This window comes from Salicibibacter halophilus, from assembly GCF_006740705.1.
Classification (GTDB): Bacteria; Bacillota; Bacilli; order Bacillales; family Marinococcaceae; genus Salicibibacter; species Salicibibacter halophilus.
The window spans coordinates 1893070-1908718 of record NZ_CP035485.1 but is presented as its reverse complement, the minus strand read 5'-3'; the positions used below and the strand labels follow the sequence as shown (position 1 = coordinate 1908718).

Annotated in this window: 17 protein-coding genes; 15 read left to right on the top strand and 2 right to left on the bottom strand. The window is 44.3% G+C overall.

Going from position 1 to position 15649, the window contains the following annotated elements; genetic code table 11:
* The first annotated feature begins 7 nt into the window (after window positions 1–7).
* The 4 genes from sufD to sufB are packed head-to-tail and all read left to right on the top strand — an operon-like array spanning window position 8 to window position 4421.
* Window positions 8–1315 carry a Fe-S cluster assembly protein SufD gene (gene sufD, locus EPH95_RS09250; protein WP_142089338.1) on the top strand — a complete coding sequence of 436 codons (1308 nt, stop codon included), beginning with the start codon at window positions 8–10 and terminating at the stop codon, window positions 1313–1315.
* Between the two features lie 2 nt (window positions 1316–1317).
* A complete protein-coding gene (locus tag EPH95_RS09245) occupies window positions 1318–2550 on the top strand; it encodes a cysteine desulfurase (protein WP_142091565.1) in 1233 nt (410 codons plus the stop codon).
* Window positions 2540–2974, top strand: a complete 435-nt coding sequence (sufU, locus tag EPH95_RS09240) for a Fe-S cluster assembly sulfur transfer protein SufU (RefSeq protein ID WP_142091566.1) — start codon at window positions 2540–2542, stop codon at window positions 2972–2974. The genes EPH95_RS09245 and sufU overlap by 11 nt, the downstream gene beginning before the upstream one ends.
* 49 nt (window positions 2975–3023) lie before the next feature.
* Window positions 3024–4421 carry a Fe-S cluster assembly protein SufB gene (gene sufB / locus EPH95_RS09235; protein ID WP_142089336.1) on the top strand — a complete coding sequence of 466 codons (1398 nt, stop codon included), beginning with the start codon at window positions 3024–3026 and terminating at the stop codon, window positions 4419–4421.
* Window positions 4422–4875: 454 nt separating this feature from the next.
* Here sufB and EPH95_RS09225 read toward each other — a convergent pair whose 3' ends face one another.
* On the bottom strand, window positions 4876–5772 hold the full coding sequence (locus EPH95_RS09225) for a LysR family transcriptional regulator (protein ID WP_142091564.1): 897 nt from the start codon (window positions 5770–5772) through the stop codon (window positions 4876–4878).
* A gap of 140 nt (window positions 5773–5912) precedes the next feature.
* Here EPH95_RS09225 and EPH95_RS09220 point away from each other — a divergent pair, with 140 nt between their 5' ends.
* The 7 genes from EPH95_RS09220 (at window position 5913) to EPH95_RS09190 (ending at window position 10814) form a co-directional block, all read left to right on the top strand.
* Window positions 5913–7034 (top strand): alpha/beta hydrolase, encoded by a 1122-nt coding sequence (locus tag EPH95_RS09220; protein WP_142089334.1) that lies wholly within the window; start codon window positions 5913–5915, stop codon window positions 7032–7034.
* A gap of 117 nt (window positions 7035–7151) precedes the next feature.
* Window positions 7152–7394 carry an MFS transporter gene (locus EPH95_RS09215; RefSeq protein ID WP_142089332.1) on the top strand — a complete coding sequence of 81 codons (243 nt, stop codon included), beginning with the start codon at window positions 7152–7154 and terminating at the stop codon, window positions 7392–7394.
* Between the two features lie 310 nt (window positions 7395–7704).
* Window positions 7705–8439, top strand: coding sequence for an SDR family oxidoreductase (locus EPH95_RS09210; RefSeq protein WP_142089330.1), 735 nt, complete (start codon window positions 7705–7707; stop codon window positions 8437–8439).
* A 150-nt stretch (window positions 8440–8589) separates the two neighbouring features.
* The gene (locus tag EPH95_RS09205; RefSeq protein WP_160141702.1) at window positions 8590–8946 is read left to right on the top strand and encodes a cyclophilin-like fold protein; all 357 of its coding nucleotides are present in this window, start codon (window positions 8590–8592) and stop codon (window positions 8944–8946) included.
* Between the two features lie 36 nt (window positions 8947–8982).
* Window positions 8983–9729, top strand: a complete 747-nt coding sequence (locus EPH95_RS09200) for an SDR family oxidoreductase (RefSeq protein WP_142089325.1) — start codon at window positions 8983–8985, stop codon at window positions 9727–9729.
* Between the two features lie 17 nt (window positions 9730–9746).
* Complete coding sequence (locus EPH95_RS09195) at window positions 9747–10133, top strand: DUF2255 family protein (protein WP_142089323.1); 387 nt, start codon at window positions 9747–9749, stop codon at window positions 10131–10133.
* A gap of 444 nt (window positions 10134–10577) precedes the next feature.
* On the top strand, window positions 10578–10814 hold the full coding sequence (locus EPH95_RS09190) for a hypothetical protein (protein ID WP_142089320.1): 237 nt from the start codon (window positions 10578–10580) through the stop codon (window positions 10812–10814).
* 69 nt (window positions 10815–10883) lie between these two features.
* Here the strand turns inward: EPH95_RS09190 and EPH95_RS09185 are convergent, their stop codons facing one another.
* Window positions 10884–12167, bottom strand: coding sequence for an ArgE/DapE family deacylase (locus tag EPH95_RS09185; protein ID WP_142089318.1), 1284 nt, complete (start codon window positions 12165–12167; stop codon window positions 10884–10886).
* A 400-nt stretch (window positions 12168–12567) separates the two neighbouring features.
* Here EPH95_RS09185 and EPH95_RS18805 point away from each other — a divergent pair, with 400 nt between their 5' ends.
* The 4 genes from EPH95_RS18805 to EPH95_RS09170 all read left to right on the top strand — a co-directional run bounded on the left by EPH95_RS18805 (window position 12568) and on the right by EPH95_RS09170 (window position 15639).
* Window positions 12568–12741 (top strand): DUF72 domain-containing protein, encoded by a 174-nt coding sequence (locus EPH95_RS18805; protein ID WP_160141701.1) that lies wholly within the window; start codon window positions 12568–12570, stop codon window positions 12739–12741.
* Between the two features lie 96 nt (window positions 12742–12837).
* A complete protein-coding gene (locus EPH95_RS09180) occupies window positions 12838–14238 on the top strand; it encodes a bifunctional metallophosphatase/5'-nucleotidase (protein WP_142089315.1) in 1401 nt (466 codons plus the stop codon).
* Window positions 14239–14324: 86 nt separating this feature from the next.
* Window positions 14325–14630: a YunC family protein gene (locus EPH95_RS09175; RefSeq protein WP_142089313.1), complete on the top strand. Its 306-nt coding sequence runs from the start codon at window positions 14325–14327 to the stop codon at window positions 14628–14630.
* Between the two features lie 52 nt (window positions 14631–14682).
* Window positions 14683–15639: a thymidylate synthase gene (locus EPH95_RS09170; protein WP_142089311.1), complete on the top strand. Its 957-nt coding sequence runs from the start codon at window positions 14683–14685 to the stop codon at window positions 15637–15639.
* Window positions 15640–15649 lie beyond the last annotated feature (10 nt).

The window sequence follows — 15649 nt, the reverse complement described above, 5'->3', positions numbered from 1 at the left end:
ACGAACGATGGCTGTTGAAACAAAATGGACGTTTGACAATGAGACAGTTAAACTATGGTCGGAAAAACGAGGGGAACCCGCTTGGTTAGCGGAGAAACGATTAGCAGCATTGGCAGATGCAGAAAATTTGCCGATGCCGAACCCTGATAAAACAAGTTTAAAAAGATGGAAGTTTACGACCTTTGAAAAAATCGAAGCGGATGAACCGGAAAGTCAACGCTTTTCCGATCTCCCCGAAAAAGTGACACGTCTAGCGGGAGAAGAAAAAGATATCCAAAATCTAATTGTTCAACGGGACGGGAAAACGGCATTTACTAAAGTTGCGCAAGAGCTTTCCGATAACGGGGTTATTTTTACCGACATCGAGACAGCTGTGAAAGAGCATGGCGACCTTGTCGAGAAGTATTTGATGAGCGATGCCGTGAAAACAAATGAAAACCGGTTAACTGCGTTGCATACAGCACTGATGAACGGCGGAGTTTTCATTTATGTCCCGAAAAACGTGGAATTGCAGACGCCAATCCACACGATCTTTTGGCAAGACGATGTAAAAACAGGCCTTTTCAACCACGTGCTCATGGTGACAGAAGCGAACAGCAGCTTGACATACCTGGAAAACTACGTCTCATATACGGAAGACGAAGCCAATGCCAACGTTGTTACGGAAGTGCATGGTGGCCAAGGGTCGAAGATTAAATACGGTGCGGTGGATAATCTCGAAAGCGGCGTAACCTCCTATGTTCTGCGACGAGCAACGTTGGCCAAAGATGCCCGGATTGAATGGGCGCTCGGCCAAATGAACGAAGGCCACACAATTTCCGAGAATACCACTTACCTCATGGGAGACGGTTCTTATGGCGATACAAAAACCGTCCATGTCGGCCGTGGCAATCAAACGCAAAACTTTACGAGTGATGTCGTGGCGCACGGGAAGCAAACCGAAGGGTATATCCTTACCCACGGCGTGATGAAAGATAGCGCAACTTCGATATTCAACGGGATCAACAAGATTGAAAAAGGCGGAACGAACTCCCACAGTGAACAAACGGGACGCGTGCTCATGCTTTCGTCGAAAGCGCGCGGAGACGCCAACCCGATCTTGTTAATTGATGAAGATGAAGTAACCGCAGGGCACGCGGCGTCCGTCGGTAAAATAGATCCTATTCAAATGTTCTACATGAAGAGCCGGGGTCTTTCACAAGCCGAAGCCGAACGGTTAATCATCCATGGATTTTTGGAACCCGTCGTAGGCGCATTGCCGATTGAAGCTGTTAAAACACAGGTTGGGGAAGTCATTGAAAGGAAAGTTTATTAATGTTGAACGTACAGGATGTGCGTGAACAGTTTCCGATTTTAGACCAGGAAGTTAATGGCAGCCCGCTCATTTACTTGGACAATGCGGCTACAGCGCAAAAACCGAGATCGGTGATTGAAGCGCTCGAGGATTATTACCGACGTTACAACTCCAATGTCCACCGAGGTGTGCATACGCTCAGCTCGGTGGCCACCGATGGGTATGAAGGTGCCCGCGATAAAGTGCAAACCTTTATCAATGCCGGGCAAAGAGAGGAAATTGTATTTACGCGCGGCACCACGACAGCGATCAATACCATTGCTGCCAGCTATGGACGTGCCAACCTGAAACAAGGGGATGAAATCGTTCTTACCCCTATGGAGCACCACAGCAACTTAATCCCGTGGCAACAGGTCGCGAAGGCAACCGGCGCCGAGTTGAAATATATTCCGTTACAACCGGACGGTACGGTTTCCGTAGAATCGGCACGGTCTACCATCAGTGAGCGCACGAAAATCGTAGCGATGGTGCATGTGTCTAATGTGCTCGGCACGATGAACCCGATTAAAGAAGTGACGAAAATCGCGCATGAAAATGAAGCGGTCATGATTGTGGACGGTGCTCAAAGCACGCCGCACACCCCTGTGGATGTTCAAGACCTCGATTGTGATTTTTTCGCATTCTCAGCACATAAAATGTGCGGACCGACCGGAATTGGCGTATTATACGGAAAGAAAGCATTGCTGGAAGACATGGAGCCATTTGAATTTGGCGGAGAAATGATTGACGAAGTCGGCCTTTATGATGCAACATGGAAGGAAGTCCCTCATAAGTTTGAGGGCGGCACTCCGATTATTGCCGGAGCGATTGGCCTAAATGCAGCTATCGATTTTCTAAACGATATAGGGTTAGACAATATAAAAACACATGAACAGCAACTGGCACAATATGCGATGGATCAGCTTGCTGCCCATGATGATATTGAAGTTTACGGTCCGCCTGCAAACGAGCGGGCAGGGATCATCACCTTCAATATTCAAGGGGTTCATCCTCATGATACCGCCACGGTTCTTGATACGAAAGGCGTAGCCATTCGCGCTGGCCATCATTGTGCACGACCTCTCATGAATTGGCTGGATGTTGCCGCGACAGCCCGGGCAAGTTTTTACCTTTACAATACAGAAGCAGATGTAGACGCGCTCGTAGACGCGCTCGTTACCACAAAGGAGTATTTCGGCGATGTCTATGCAGAATAATAATCTTGATGCGTTGTATCGACAAGTCATTATGGACCATTACAAAAATCCGCGTAATCGAGGGGAATTGCTTGATGATGCGCTGACGGTCAATATGAATAATCCTTCCTGCGGAGATAAAATTCAACTGCACTTGCATGTGAATGACGGGGTTGTAAATGATGCAAAATTTACAGGGGAAGGATGCTCCATCAGTCTATCGTCAGCATCAATGATGACGGAAACCGTAAAAGGCAAAACGGTCGATGAAGCGCTGGAATTATCCGATATTTTTTCGGGAATGGTCCAAGGTGAAGATTATGACGATGAGAAATATGAACTTGGCGATATTGAAGCGTTGCAAGGCGTTACGAAGTTTCCTGCCCGCATTAAATGCGCAACATTAGCCTGGAAAGCAATGGAAAAAGGTTTAGATAAAGAATGATTTGGTTACAGGGTGTTTAAGCCTGAACTACTAAAAGGAGGTCATTCATATGGCAAAGAAAATGCCTGATCTAGAGGAATACCAATATGGTTTTCATGATAAGGATGTTTCCGTATACCGTTCAGAACGTGGCCTGACTGAAGATATCGTAAGGGAAATCTCCGAGATGAAAGAAGAGCCGGAATGGATGCTTGAATACCGCCTGAAGGCTTTAGAGGTATTTTATAAAAAACCGATGCCTCAATGGGGCGGCGACCTTTCCGAACTGAACTTCGATGACATCACGTATTATGTAAAACCATCGGAGCGCACGGAAAAATCTTGGGATGAAGTTCCGGAGGAGATCAAAAACACTTTCGATAAGTTGGGCATTCCGGAAGCTGAACAAAAATATTTGGCCGGTGTATCCGCCCAATATGAATCTGAAGTTGTTTACCACAACATGCAAGAAGACCTTGAAGAGCAAGGGATCATTTTTAAAGATACAGACACAGCTCTAAAAGAAAACGAAGAGCTCTTCCGCAAACACTTTGGAACCGTCATCCCTCCGAGTGATAACAAATTTGCGGCCCTAAATTCGGCAGTATGGTCCGGTGGTTCTTTTATTTACATGCCAAAAGGTGTGAAAGCCGATTCCCCGCTTCAAGCGTACTTCCGTATCAACTCTGAAAATATGGGACAATTTGAGCGTACGCTGATCATTGCCGACGAGGGAAGCTCCGTGCATTACGTTGAAGGTTGTACGGCACCTATTTTTTCAACGGATTCCCTTCACAGCGCGATTGTTGAAATCATCGTGAAAAAAGATGCCTATTGCCGTTATACAACGATCCAGAATTGGGCACCGAACGTTTACAATCTTGTAACGAAACGTGCCACCGCGGATGAAAACGCGACAATGGAATGGGTCGACGGCAACCTTGGTTCCAAGCTTACGATGAAATATCCTTCGATCCTCATGAAAGGCGAAGGTGCGCGCGGAAATGTTCTTTCCATTGCCATTGCAGGTAAAAACCAACACCAGGATGCAGGCGCCAAAGCTTACCATTTGGCACCGAACTGTTCGTCAACGCTTGTTTCCAAATCGATTTCCAAACATGGCGGAAAAGTTTCGTACCGCGGACTTTCCCACTTTGGACGGAAATCGAAAGGGTCAAAATCCAAGATCGAATGCGATACCTTGATTATGGATAAAGATTCTACGTCCGATACGATTCCGTACAATGAAATCATGAACGATAATATCGCACTCGAGCACGAGGCAACGGTATCAAAGGTATCCGAAGAACAACTCTTCTACTTGATGAGCCGCGGTTTGAGTGAAGAAGAAGCAACAGAAATGATCGTGATGGGCTTTATAGAGCCATTCACAAAAGAATTGCCGATGGAATATGCCGTCGAAATGAACCGTTTGATTAGATTCGAAATGGAAGGAAGTATTGGATAACCCCATGTAGAAGGGGTTAAGAAGCGTTGAGGATGATGATTGCCCGGTTTTTGCCCGGTTATTAATCCTGAATATAATTTTCGAAAAGGGATAAGGCATCATCCTCAATCTTCTCAGTGACATGAAGATAAGTATCAGTAGTTACTTTCATATTTGCGTGTCCGAGTCTTTCGGACACGTATTTTAGTGTGCCCCGCAGTCATGCGATCTAAGTGGTTGAAGTCCACTCGGTAACTTTACCCTTTAAAGTGCCGTAGCCGGTGAAAAGCCCTCGCCCGGAATAGGGCAGGGTGGACAGGGTGTAGGCTCCTTGTGCCAAGCGGCATAAGGTAGGGAAGGTATAACCTGAAAGGGAAAGCCGGAACGAGGGCTTACAAGATGGCGGACGGTTCCGTAGTAGCGAGGAAATCCGCCTTAATGAAATGAGGTGTCACCGAGAAGGTCATAGAAATGTTCATAATAAAGTTATTTTTTTATCATTAATATCATATCGAAGCCGATCTAAAAACTTATTTGCTGCATTCGAAAACACTTGATGTTTTTTCCAAATGATATTTAAATTAACTTCTAATTTTGGATGTAATGGTTTAAAACAAAGGTTGCTGCCTGATGTGTTAATAATTCTATCTATGCATAACGCATATCCAATATTTTCTTCGACCATGAGTGCAGCATTGTAAAGTAAGTTGTATGTTCCGGTAATCGTTAAATCCTCAACATTCTGTCCAAACCATCCTGTCAATTCATTACTAACAGCCGTTTGACGTGACGTTATCAGCGGTTTATCTATTAAATCCATCGGCTGAACAAATGGCTTTACCGCCAAAGGACTATCCTTACGCATTAAAACACCCCAAACATCTGTACACGGCAATTGCATGTAATCATATTTTTGTTTATCTGTTGGTTCTATGACAATCCCAAAGTCTAATAGTCCACTGTCTAACTTTTCAGCAACATCATCCGCATTGCCACTGTATAAATGAAATCGAATACTTGGATAGTCTTCCGTTAACGTTTTTATCGTTTCAGCAATAAAACGCATCGCTTCGGTTTCACCGCTACCGATGTAAATGTCACCGCTAATGATTTCTGTTGACTGGTTAAAATTAGCTTCCGTTTTATCGACTAACTCAACAATTTCTTTCGCTTTATTTAGCAAGAACATACCTTCATCCGTTAATGTGATTTTCCGGTTTCCTCTGATGAATAAAGCGGTACCTAATTCTTTTTCAAATTCACTTAATTGCCTCGATAACGACGGCTGTGATAAATGTAAATGCTGGGCCGCAGCCGAAATGCTCTTTTGGTTCGCTACCGCAATAAAATATCGCAACAATCGAACTTCCATCATGAGACCCTCCTATAATTTAAAAGCATATCCAAGTATTTGATATAGGTATTTGTTATTTGAACAATATCATTTTAAGATGTTACTCACAAGAAAATCACTCGAAAAACAAAGGAGGAGCTTTAAGAAAATGAAAAAAAATGTTACCTGTCGCTTTCACTACGACAACTCTTTTCATCCTTGCAGCTTGCGGGAACACTGATAGCGATGGAGGAGACGATGTAGGCGGCGCTGATAATGAAGAGACTCAAGGGGAAGATGAAGAAAGCACAGTTGAAGCAGACACAGCAAATATAGAAAACTCGGAATGGGACAAAATCTTTCCTCAGAGTGACGAGGTGACGCACGAAAAAGTAACATTCGATAACAGACTCGGAATTGAATTGGCTGCGGATATGTATGTACCCGAAGATATAGATACTTCGGAGGAACTACCCGCAATTATTGTCGGACACCCTTTCGGTGGCGTGAAGGAACAGACATCCGGCTTGCATGCCCAAGAGTTGGCAGAACGGGGCTTTGTAACCATTGCCTTTGACGCCTCCTACAATGGAGAAAGTGGCGGGGAACCGCGTAATATTGCTTCTCCGGAAGCATTCACTGAAGATTTCAGTGCTGCAGTAGACTTTTTAGGGACGAATGATTTAGTCGATCAGGACCGTATTGGCGTCCTCGGTGTTTGTGGCAGTGGCGGGTTTGCAATCAACGCTGCGCAGGCTGACCCTCGGTTGCAAGCTGTCGCGACAACGAGTCTGTATGACATGGGCCGTGCCAATCGTGAAGGATTGGGGTTAGCGCCAGTGCCGGACGAGGTAATGACCGACGAGGAACGTATGCTAGCTCTTGAAGAAGCAGCTGAACAGCGCTGGATTGAGGCTGAAGGCGGAGAGCCTATACAAAACTTAGTAGGAGATGCTGTCGAACTAAACCCTTCACACGAAGCAGCTGCTGACGAATTCGCTGAATACTACGAAACATCTAGGGGAGAGCATCCTCGCGCTTTACCCATGAGTCTTACCAGCAGAGGAGCGCTAATGAACTTTTTCCCATTTGAGCAGATCGAAACGATTAGTCCGCGTCCAATGCTGTTCATTGCAGGCGAGGATGCTCATTCCAGACACTACAGTGAAGACGCCTATGAGCTAGCCGGTGAAGAGAGTGAACTCCATATTGTTCCGGAAGCAGGACATGTGGACCTTTATGATGACATGGATCTTATTCCATTTGACGAATTGGAGTCCTTCTTCCAAGAAAATATCTAAAGAAAAAATTAGATTCGCAATCGAGTAAAACAACTGTGTGAATCCTGCATGCCTTGTCGGGATTCACATTTTTGAGTTGATGTATCTATTCATTGCAAGTAGCAAGGAGGATCGATTATGGAGCAAACATCTACAGATAAAGAAAAACTACCCCTTATCAGTTTACTCGCCTTATCATTCATTTCATTCACCATCATCGTCACTGAACTGTTGCCTGCCGGTGTACTTCTTGAAATGAGTGCTGATCTGGGAACTTCAGAGGCTCAAATCGGCATGCTTGTTTCCGTTTATGCGATCGCATCTACAGTAGTTGCCATTCCCGGAATTGCTTGTCAAGAAAAGATGTTGCGACTTCTATGATCGTGACCGTATATAACACCGGTATTTTTGGCGGATCTAGCCGGTGGTTTGATTTTAGGTGCATCGAGTTTTGCACTTCAGTGGATAGTGTTTGTTCTCGTTCTTCTATCATTTATGTTCATATGGAGTGGATATAAAAATACATTTCCAAAAACGGACGCTAACAGCTCGAACGCTTTTTCAACAAAATCATTTTAAAAGTTATATACCCAAAAAGCATGCCAAGGTATTTGATATAGGTATTTGATATTTGAAGCATATCATTTTATGATTTTAATGAAAAGGTAAGAAACTCAAGGAGGAATTTTACATGGCAATTAAGGATAAAGTGATCGTTATTATGGGCGCGTCTAGTGGGATTGGTGAAGCAACTTCTAAGTTTCTTGCAGAAAAAGATGCTAAATTGATTCTTGCTGCACGTCGATTAGATCGTCTCGAAGCAATCAAAGAGGAATTCCCGGAGGCAGACATTCATATTCAACAAGCAGACGTAACCAGCTTTGAAGATGTAACCACGGTCGTGAAGCTTGCGATGGACACCTATGGCAGAATTGACGTTCTTTATAACAATGCAGGTATTATGCCAACGGCGCCGATTGCGGAGGCTCGTCGTGATGAATGGCAGAAGATGCTCGATATCAATGTAATGGGTGTTTTAAACGGCATTGCTGCTGTCGTACCTATTATGGCCGAGCAAAAATCAGGGCATATTATCGCAACAGATTCCGTAGCAGGGCATGTCGTCTATCCTGATTCTGCTGTCTACTGCGGAACGAAATTTGCTGTACGTGCGATTATGGAGGGTGTAAGACAAGAACAACGGGAAAATAATATTAAATCTACCATTATCTCACCGGGAGCAGTTGCGACCGAACTATATAAAACCATTAGTGACAAAAATGTATCTGAAGCCCTTCACGAATCGCAAAAGGAATGGGGATTAGTTTCAGAAGATATTGCATCAGCTGTCGTATTTGCTATTGATACACCTGATCGCATGGCGGTTAGTGATATGATTGTCCGCCCGACTACACAACCTGTCTAGGAAATTCGTTTGCAAAGAGCAAGCAACGGCTCCGAAATCCCACTCAAAAGGCCGGAATGGTACGAAGTCTACAAAGCAGCGGGAAATATAATCCCGTAGAGGAACAAGAGAACGCAATTCAATCATCCAATGAGGGAGGGTTTCAAATACATGGAATATCGACACTTGCTCATTTCATTTGCGGATGAACAATTAAAGGCAACAATCGAAGACAACGCAACGACTAGGGACTTCATTGAACAGCTGTCCATGACGATTAATATGCATGACTTGTTTAATCGGGAAAAATATGCAGAAATAAGCGGTCTAACGGTTGAAAATACGAATACCCCGCATTACAGCAAAGGAGATATCTCCTTTTATACACCTATGGAAACCTTTGTCATTTATTACAAAGGCGATCAAGAACCATTAAATGGACTTGTGAAAATGGGAGAGATTTTAAAAGGTGTAGAGATACTTGAGGATTATCCGGGAGATATCGAAGTAACCATTGATATCGAATAAACCAAGAAAAACGATTCAAGGAGGAGTAGTTTTTCAATGAAAAATTTAAAAAACAAAGTCGTTATCATTACAGGTGCTTCAAGTGGTATTGGAAAAGCAAATGCATTATACCTTGCAGAGAATGGAGCAAAAGTCGTTTTAGGGGATGTACGCGAAGATCGTTTGCAAACAGTCGTTGATGAGATTAAACGCGAAGACGGGGAAGTTACTTCGCAGGTGACAGATGTTAAAAAGCGAGATCAAGTCGAAGCACTTGTAGCTTCAGGTCTGGATAGCTTTGGTCGTATTGACGTGATCATAAACTGTGCCGGTGTCATGCCACAGTCCTATCTAAGTGATACCAATTACGAGGAATGGGAACGCGGGATAGATACAAATATTAAAGGAGTGCTTTATGGGATAGGGGCCGTTCTTCCCATCATGCATAAACAAGAATCAGGACACATCATTAACATTTCATCCATTGGCGCACATAGCGTTATACCGGGAGGCGCCGTATACAGCGCAACGAAATACGCCGTGAAAGCTATCACGGAAGGCTTGCGTCAGGAAGAGGCCGAAAACGGTAAAAATGTTCGTGTCACAAGCATCTCGCCCGGATCCATAGATACCGAATTTACTCATCCTATTGCAGATCCTGAAATCAGAGCCAAATTTGATGCATTAAGCGAAGATGCAATCGAACCTGAATCTGTTGCTCGTTTAATTGCTTTTGCCATTAACGAAGAACAACATGTTGCATTAAACGAGGTCATTATCCGCCCTACTGAGCAAACACTTTAAAAAAGGAGGCGAAAGGTATGCCAGCCAACTGGACGCAAGAGCAACTTGCCACTTTTTCCGAAGCAGATGATTTGTATATCTCACCATTTTATAGTGATGGAAAAACGCCTGGAACACCGACTTGGATTTGGTCCGTTGTTGTAGATAATGGCCTATATGTAAGAGCTGGTAACGGCCAAAATTCAAGATGGTATCAATCAGCTGTTGAGCAAAAGGCCGGAAAGATAAAATTAGCCGGTGAAGAATATAATGTTATTTTTCAACCTACAGATAATAATCCTGCATTAACAGAAAAGATAGACGACGCTTATAAGGAAAAATATAGTGACAGCTACTACCTTCCACCAATCTTAGAAAAAGGGCCCGTTAGTGCAACCGTAAAAATTTTACCTCGAAATGAATAAAACGATTGAAAAAACCACCTAATCTAATTTATTAGGTGGTTATTTGTGCATGATGACTATTAACAGGGATTTTTAAAGAAAATGATGTTGTTGGCCTGACAGTGGCAGAGTTTTTGCCTTGGGATTCTTTAAACTTAAAAAATACATTAGCTGAGTTAGATATTTTTAGATAATAAGCTAAAAGGTCTGATTAAAAACTCAGGCCTTTTTGTTTCAGAGGTTGACTTTTTTGAAAGTCAAAATTAATCAGATTCGAAATGGAAGGTTCGATCGGTTAAGGAACAGATGCAAAGAACTCTCGCTTATGGCCGAGAGGTCTTTTACTGTTTTTTTATGTTTTATTACCCGAATAAACGGGAAAAGATTTACGTATATGTTAAAATTTTGTATACAAAAACGGCAAGGGAACTGGATGAAGGAACCATTTGTAAGGGGATATAAGCCATGGGTGATTTTTCAAGATTAGATTGCATTTATGCCATACAACTGGTTTGTGAGGAACTCGGCAAAGCGACCATTGATATAGACACTTACGATCATTTTCGGGGTATGGTCCAGGAGTGTGACATCATTGCTTCGCTATTTCCTGATATTGGTCATATAAAAGAAAAGTGCGGAAGTTTTGAATGGGCATTGCAGCAATCAAAAGTCCTTTTACCCGAAAAAAGTATGAAGCAATAGCTGAAAAAGACCTCTCTTATTTGTAACGAGAGGTCTTTCCTCTATTTACATGCTAACCAGGGCTGTTGCTTAAGCCTCCTTCGGTACTAACCCGCACCATCGGGCTAAAAATTCGGCATATATTTTCGTCACTTGCTTCACACTGTTCAAATCAACCCATTCGTCAATTTCATGAAAGTTTCCGCCGTCCGGGCCGTAACAAGTCGCGGGGATGTCATAGTATAAATTAAAAAATCGCGCATCAGTCGTGGATGATAAAACGGAACGTTCAGCCGGTCGCTGTAATACGGTCTCGTGGGCATCGTCCAGTGTTTGAAAAAATGGGGACCGGTCATCCATTTCAGCACCTTCGGCATGGAAACCGAAGAAAGTGATTTCCGGCGGTTGTTTGGAGAGCCATGGGTCCTCGTCTGCTGCTTTCAACACACAGTCTTCCAACTCTTTTTTCACTGTGTTGATCGATTGACCGGGGTATAACCCGACTCTTCCTTCCATCACTGCTTTCACAGGGACATTGGAAGGGAAATCTCCGGCATGGAAAGATCCAATGTTAATGTCCACCGGATGGGGCATATCTTTAAAGGCGTCCGGCTTCGGACGTTCATTCATCAGCTTCTCGTATTCCTGTAAAGCAGAAATGATGACTTGGCTTCTTTCTACGACGTTGACAACCTGATTAATGTTTTTGTCCTTCACCGCTGTGTTCATGCTGATTCGAAACCAGAGGCTTCCGATTTGGGCCTTTGCAGCTTTTAAGCCGAATGGTTCCGGGATGAGTGCGCCGTCGGCAGTGTACCCTTTTTCTAGAGAGGCCAAGGCGCCGTTTCCCGTTCTTTCTTCATCGACAACACTTTGCAGCATAAAGTCAGCTCCAGGCTTATAGCCTGCATTTAAAATGGCTTTGTAGGCAAATATCATAGCGGTGACACCGGCTTTCATATCAGCAACGCCTCGGCCGTACATCTTGCCGTCCCGGAAAACAGGAACCCAGGGATCACTGGACCATAAAGAGAGCGGTTCTGGACTAACGACATCCGTGTGCCCTTGAAAAATAAGACTTTTTCCGATGGGATCTTTCGGTCCGGGTTGTTTTGCGATGACCACATCACTTTCTTCATATCCCCATTCAGGGGGTGAAAAACCTGGGTGATCGGCAATTTCTTTGATATCAGGTGTAAAACGGTCGACTTCCAGATCAAGTTCTGAAATCAAGTAATCAGCCAAGTAAGCCTGCAATGCTTTTTCTTTTCCGCTGACGCTCGGAAATCGACTAATTTCCTGTAAAAAGTCCATTTCTTCCGACCATAATTCATCAATTTTTTGTGAAATAGGGCTTGGTATTGCCGTTTCCATATTAAGATCACCTTTCTATCGTACAAGCTGTTCTTGGAGACTCCAAAAAGGCTGCAACCTTCCACTAAGTAAGGTTGCATGCGTTAAGTTTAATAAGATTCATAAAAATGCTCTCTGTACAGCTTCCCTTTTATTTGTTTAATGAAACGCTATTTTCAACGCTCGTGCCTTCTGATGGAAGTCACCTTTTATTTTATTTTTTTAGCCATTTCCGCCTTTCCGTGATAAAATTGCTTTATAGTTTAGGCAGTGGAATCGAGCGTGATTTATGTTGGACTAACCGGGGATGGTTCTTTGCCAATTTCCGCCTTAAAAAATGTTGCACGATGTGCCGGTGGCGATAGAGTTTAGGCACCAACGTTGGTTTTCTCCGCGCAACCGCAAGTAAACCATTCAATTTTTGGAAAAACAGAACTGCATACATACTGTTTGTGATGAGCCCCAGGCCGGTGAGGATTGGAGAGCGGTGCGTTATTTATATGACTATGGGGAAAATGAATTAATGGAATGGGTGCAATATGCAAAAGCCCGGCAGGCACGCGGCGAGCAATGCACAAACATTCATGAGGCTTGAGGATATCAGCTATCATGGGTTAGCGCCGCGCCAGCTGAATCTGTTTGATTGGGAAGGTTAACAATCGTTTGCGTGCAAGGACGGTGATGTCAATTCATGGCCGAACAAAAACAACTGTATATGTATCATACGAACGATTTGCATAGCCAGCTGAACCAATGGCCCAAAATCGTTCATTATTTGGAAAAACAAAAACAGCATCACCAATCACGCGGAGAAAATGCTTTGTTTTTTGATATCGGGGATCATGCCGACCGTGTTCATCCAATAACAGAGGCGACGTTGGGAAGAGGAAATATTGACTTGATTAATGCTTCTCCGATTCAATATGCAACGATAGGCAATAACGAAGGGGTCACATTTGCAAAAAATACACTGGAACGTCTGTATTCCCCTGCTAGCTTTGATGTCTTTTTAAGCAACCTGTATGACGAACAGGGGGAGCTGCCGTCATGGGCCAAACCGGCGATGACTGCGGAGACTCAAGGGCTTGTCATCGGAATGATGGGGCTTACAGCTTCTTTTTACCCTTTTTATGATGCATTGGGTTGGGATATTCAAGACCCTTTCCTTATTTTGGACGAAGAATTGCCTAAAATACGGGAAAAGGCCGATATTGTCGTGCTCCTCTCCCATCTGGGTTTATTTCGTGATGAACAAATCGCTGCTTCCTATGAAATCGATGTGATTCTGGGATCGCACACCCATCATCGTTTAGACCCGGCTCCCATCGTTAACGGTACGCTGATTACACAAACCGGTAAGTTAGGCACACATGTAGGCAAGGTGGAACTCACTTACGACACCGGAATAAAAGAAATGACCGAGGCATCCGGACAGCTTGTTTCGATGGAAGGGGACCTCCCAAGGGCAAGCCATATCACAAAAAAATTGCAGGAATTGCAATCGGAAGCGGAATGGGAACTAAATGAAGTGGTAGCGACACGAAAAGAACCGCTTGCGATATCATGGACCGAACCTTCCTCGTTCGCCACGTTTCTCGCTGAACAATTAAAAAATTGGTGCCGTACGGATATTGCGATGATCCATTCGGGGTTGCTATTGGCATCATTGCGCGAAGGAAACATTACAAGGCATGATCTGCACCGGCTTTGCCCTCATCCGATTAACCCTTGTGTCGTCAATGTGAAAGGGCATCAACTTACGGAAGCCATCCATCAATCGTTTACGGAGAAAATGATTCATCTCCCATTAAAAGGTTACGGGTTTCGCGGGCATAAACTTGGCCGCTTAGCGTTTGCAGGATTGGAAGTTGATGTTGAAAAATCACCGACAGGCTTCTATCAAGTGAACGGAGTTTATTTTCAAGGGAGAAAAATTGATGAAAGCGCAGATTATGAAGTAGCTACGGCTGATATGTTAACGTTTGGCACTTTATATCCTTCTATTGCCGCCGGCAAAGATAAACGCTACTTCACGCCCGAGTTTATTCGCGACCTCATTACGTGGGGATTAAAAAATGAAGATCCGGTTTAATGAAACGTTTGATTAAATCGCCCTTACATTATAGGGCACCCGCTCATACACTGGTGTGAGTATCCGGAAAGGGGGCTTGTTGATCGATGTTGCATATGGAACCGGTAAATATAGATGGTGTCGGCTTTCAGGCGGTTACGATGAAACTCCCGAAAACGAATTTTATGGCAGTGACCAATGATGTCGGTTATATTATGTGTGGCGCGTTAGATGTGCAGCTGTTGAATGAAAAGTTGGCGGATCGCGAAATTGTCGCCGGCCGCGCGGTTGGTGTGCGAACGGTGGACCAACTGCTGGAGGCTCCTTTGGAGTCGGTGACGCTTGCAGCCGAAGCCCGTGGAATTCACGCGGGGATGAGCGGCCGTGAAGCGTTGTTGAGAATGCAGGAATGACAGAATGCTTCTGTGCCTTGCACGGAAGCATTCATCCAAGGAGGAAAAGAGAATGAGCCGCAGTGAACAGCAATACCTCGATCTTCTTACGGATATTCTTGAGAACGGGGATCAAAAAATGGATCGGACAGGCATAGGAACGCGCTCCACCTTCGGCAGGCAAATGCGGTTTGATTTAAGCGACGGTTTTCCTTTGATAACGACAAAACGCGTCCCTTTTTCGTTAATCAAGAGTGAATTGTTATGGTTTATAAAAGGGGACACCAATATTCAATACTTATTGAAGCATAATAATAACATTTGGAATGAGTGGGCGTTTCAGCGCTATGTGAATAGCGATGATTACCAAGGACCGGATATGGAGGATTTCGGTCGCCGTTCCTTGCAGGATGAAGAATTTCGCAAGCGCTATGAGCAGGAAATGGCTGCGTTTAAAAAACGCATGCTCAATGAAGATGATTTTGCCGCGAAACATGGCGATTTGGGCAATATTTACGGCCGCCAATGGCGCGCCTGGAAAACGTCGAGAGGAGAGACGATTGACCAGCTCGCGGATGTGATCGAGATGATTAAGAAAAACCCTGACTCACGGCGCCTGATTGTTTCTGCCTGGAACCCCGAAGACGTTCCTGCGATGGCTCTCCCCCCTTGCCATACTCTATTTCAATTTTATGTGGCAGACGGAAAGCTCTCCTGTCAGCTGTACCAACGGAGTGCGGACATGTTTATAGGCGTCCCGTTCAATATCGCGAGTTACGCTTTGTTGACCCAGTTAATTGCACGGGAATGTGGCCTTGCCGTCGGCACATTCGTCCATGCGTTGGGAGATGCCCACCTTTATCAAAATCATTTTCAACAGGCGAAAACCCAACTTTCTCGTGAACCGCACACATTGCCAACGGTTTCTGTGTCACCTCAATCACGTTCGATTTTCGAACTGGAGGCAGATGATATTACATTGAAAGATTACGAACCGCATCCGGCGATTCGTGCACCAATCGCCGTATAAGGGGGGATTT